The 3,468-nt window shown below is 69.3% G+C and carries 1 protein-coding gene; it reads right to left on the minus strand.

The annotated features are described in order from the left end of the window. Nucleotides 1–3,349 (minus strand): hypothetical protein (locus ACWDCZ_RS39480; RefSeq protein ID WP_449818483.1); only part of this gene is annotated, 3,349 nt, incomplete at its 3' end. Nucleotides 3,350–3,468 lie beyond the last annotated feature (119 nt).

Raw genomic sequence — 3,468 nt, forward strand, 5'->3', positions numbered from 1 at the left:
GTGGGGGAGTGCTGCCGGTGCAGGTGTACGCGGTGAGCTGGTTGCGGCTGCTGTAGGCGAAGGTCTCCTCGCGCAGCACGGTGGTGCCGTTCTTGAGGGTGCGCCGGCTGAGGAGGTCGTTGGGCTGCCACTGCTGGGTGAGCGTCCACGTGGTGCCCTTGCCGTCGGTGAGGGTGCGGGTCACCTCGCGGCCGAAGTCGTCCAGGACCAGGTCCGTCGTCAGGGTGTTCTTGGCCTGGTCCTGGGTGGTCCAGCCGACGACCCGGCCGGCGGTGTCGTAGCGCAGTGTCGCCTGTGCGGCGGGGTCGATGACGGTGAGGAGGCGGCCGAAGGTGTCCCAGGTGCTCTGCCGGACGGTGTTGTCGACGCCGGTGTGGGTCTGTTCGAGGCCGTTGACCGTGTAGGTCGTGTGCGTGGTGGCGTCGGGGTGGCCGGTGAGGTGGGTGGTGGCGGTGCACGGCCTGCCCGAGGGGTAGTAGCCGCGGGTGAGGGTCACGGCGCCTTCCTCGGCCTTGAGCACGGCTGCCGTGACCGGGTGACGGGTGTACTTCTGGGTGATCGTGACCGGGCCGTTGTCTGTTGGGCGTGCTTCCACCTGGGTGAGGGCGTTGGCGAGCTGCGGGATGTACTGGTAGGTGCGCTTCTTCCCGTCCGGCCCGGTGGAGGTGGCCGGCACGGGGTCGCTGTCCTTCGCGTAGGTGGCGGACCATGTGCGCCCGCCCGAGGTGCTGCGTGTCAGCCGGCCCAGCCCGTCGAAGTCCTGCGTGCCGTAGGAGGCCGTGCCGACCGTGAGTTCCGTGACCAGCGGCTGGGCCGCGAACGGCGCGTAGGTGCGCGAGACCTGGGTGGTGTCCGGCAGGGTGGTGAGCTTCACGCGGTCGTGGGCGTCGTAGTCGTACCTGGTGGTGTGGCGCAGGTCCTTGGTGGAGCCGAGGACGTCGGTCTCGGTGCGCAGCCGTCCCAGTCCGTCGTGCTGGTACTCGCGGCGGCCGCAGGTTTTGCCGTCCCGGTCGAGGCGGACGGTGCTCGTCGGCAGACCGCGCTCGTCGTAGGTGGTGACGGTCTTGGCGGGCAGTGGCTTGCGGTCGGCGAGGAGTTGCTCGGTGGTGGTGCGGTTGACCGGGTCGTGCAGGGTGAGTGTGCCCGAGCCGTCGTTGAGGACCGTGGTCGAGTGCTGTCCCCAGTCGTCGTAGGCGTAGGTGCTGGTGAGCTTGAGCTCGGTGGCGCTCTCGCCGCGGGTGTGGTCGTGGACCGTGGTGGACGCGGTGCGGCCCTGTTCGTCGTAGCTGCGGGTCCAGGTGGTGTACCAGGTGCCGGTGCCGCGGGCCGCGCAGTCGCCCTTGGCGTCGTCGATGTCCTGACGTTCACGTTTGATCAGGCGGCCGGCGCCGTCGAAGCTCTCGCGGACCTGGTTGCCGAGTGCGTCGGTGGCCGTCGCGACGAACGGCGCGGTGGTGCCGCTCTCGTAGGCGCGGGTCTCGACGGCCTTGTACGCGGTGTCCGGGTTCACGGTGTAGGTGAGCAGGCGGCCCAGCTTGTCGTACTCCGCAGTCTCGACGTTGCCCTGGGCGTCGGTGGCCGACCGCAGGCGTCCGGTGAAGCGGGAGTGGGTCTGCGAGCGCGTCACGGTCAGGTGGTCGTGGGTCGTCACCTCGTGGACCTGGACGAGGGTGTCGCCGTCGACCGAGCAGCTGGTCGTGTCCACCGACTCGAACCCCTCGCCGCCGCTGTCGGGGTACTCGGTGGTGGCCAGGCGGACAGGGCGGCCGAACTCCGCGCTCTCGGAGGTGTTGTAGGCGAGGACCTGCTTGCGCAGGACCCGGCCGCCAGCCTGCTGCTGTTCCTCGGACTTCAGGACGGCGGTGGGCACCCGTGGGTCGGGGGTCTTCTGGTGCGCGCCGTAGCGGTAGACGGTCGTGTGGACGGGTGCGTCGAAGTCGGTGTGCGGGGGTGTGCGGGTGACGCTCCTGAGCAGGCGGGTGAACCCGTTGGGCTCGGGCGGGCAGTCGTCGCCGCTGCCGCCCACCGGGTAGTACTCCCACACTGTGTGTGTGCCGTCGGGGTCGTCCTGGCTCGACGGGTTGCCGAACGTGTCGAAGGCGGTTGCGGTGACCTCCTGGTAGGTCTTGGCCGGGCCGGTGGACTGGGAGTCCGTCCACGTCACGGTTTTTTTCCTCGGGAGCTGGAACTGCGCCGGCTGGTCCTCGAACGGCTTGCCGGTCACCGCGTAGTACTGGGTTTCCACGGTCCGCGCGCAGTGGTTCTGCTGCTGCCTCTCGGCGGTCTCCAGGTGGTACTTGTTGTACGTCCGGGTGACCCGGGTGGTCTGGCCCGCGCAGGTCCGCGACTCCGTGGAGCCGTACGTGTACTCCGTCAGGACGTCGTACAGGCAGTCCCGGCTGCTGTCCCAGTCCACGTCGGAGTGGCCGCCGAGGAAGTTCGTGTCGGTGTAGGCGTACGAGGACTCGATCGGGGGCTGTCCGCCGCCCGGCGTCTGGACGAACCGGTACACGCGGGGAAGCGCCGGCAGGCCCGCGGTCGAGGGGAAGGCGTGCCCGTCGTCCTCGTACCAGACCGTCTCGACCATCCCGCCCGGCATCGTCACGCCGGTGATCCAGGACCCCCACGCCCCCTGCTCCCCGACCGGGGTGTGGGCGAAGTCCCACACCAGCGGCTTGTCCGTCCCGAGCCCGAAGTGGTGCACGGTCCCGAGGAGACCGTTACGGAACCGCAGGTCGACGTCGTAGCCCTCCTTCTGCCCGGGCAGGACACGCAGGGTGGTCTTCGACTGACCGCTGTAGGTCACGGTCAGGAGGGTGTCGTGCTCGTCCGTGACCTCGGCGAGCCTCGGCTGTGGACCGGTGGTGAAGTCCCACTGCAGTTCCAGGCGGTGGCCGGTGGGCGTCAGCAGGCTGGTGGGCACCTTGAGGCCGTAGGCGTTCCGAGGCCCTGTCAGGACCTCGACGTCTCCGGACTTGTGGACGATCTGGTAGCGGCTCTCGTCCTGCTCCCGGGCGATGTGTACCGTTTCGAGTTTGTGCTGCAGCAGGACGACCTTCGTGTCGGTCTCCTCGACCCGGTACTGCTCCCCGGTCGACAGAACCAGCAGCCGCTCGTCCGCGTCGTAGGTGGTCAGCCCGAGCGACATTCCCTGCCCGAGCCCCATGTCCGTGCTGGTCAACGGCGAGTACGACAGTGTCAGCGGCAGCGACGGGCCGAGGGCGCGGTTGCCGACGAGATGGCCCAGCGAGATCCGGACGCTGAACAACCCTGTGCGGGGGTCCACGCCGCCGGACACCGCGCTGGAGAAGTTGGTCGCGTGGGTGAACAGGGACGAAGTCGAGGCCACGGCGGTGCACTCCTCAGAAAGGTCAAGTCGTGCACGATCGTAATCGCGCGATTACGGATCCGCCCGCCGTCGGTCGGGTGGGTCGCCCTGCGACCGTGCGCGGGTCGGGGGTGCGTGGG

This window comes from Kitasatospora sp. NPDC001225 (genome assembly GCF_053597855.1).